Raw genomic sequence first — 529 nt, 5'->3', positions numbered from 1 at the left:
GAAGGCCCTCAGGGATATCCAACTCATCACCGAGTTCGAGAAGTGGTGGATGCCCACGGAGTGTCGGATACGACCGTTCGACGCTCGTCGTCTTGAGTGCCGAACTGAATGCCGAGACGGCTTGCATCACCTCGTATGGCTTCTCCGTCGTCGTGACTGTCGTCGCCGGACTCTCGTGCGATGAACGAGCACCGACGTGGACTTCCGTTGGCCCCTCGAACGAAAGAACAGTTTCCAGTGGTTTCGCGTCGATGGTAAGCGGACCATCGACCTTGAGGTACGTTTTGACTGCGCCAAAGAGTTCTATACTGTATGTTTCGTCGCCCAGTCGCTAGGACCCCTGCTGGTCGACCTGCGCGAGCATCGAATCACTCTCGTCGCGAACGCACACGACAGTGTTCGCGGCTACTTCGATTCGGTTCGTCTTGATGCGGACCGCTGCGTCAGTGGGGAGGGAAAACTGACTTTCGTCTGTCGGGTTTGGTGTGACTGGCGATGGTGTTTGCAACTTGAACTGGTGGCGTTCGAC

At 57.1% G+C, this 529-nt stretch carries 1 pseudogene; it reads right to left on the bottom strand.

Annotation, left to right across the window (positions count from 1 at the left end):
- Positions 1-529: pseudogene (locus DEQ92_RS24250) on the bottom strand (hypothetical protein); the annotation flags it as partial.

Source organism: Haloferax sp. Atlit-6N (genome assembly GCF_003383195.1).
GTDB classification, from domain to species: Archaea; Halobacteriota; Halobacteria; order Halobacteriales; family Haloferacaceae; genus Haloferax; species Haloferax gibbonsii.
Note: the sequence above shows the minus strand (reverse complement) of the source record. Positions and strands in the feature narration are given on the sequence as shown.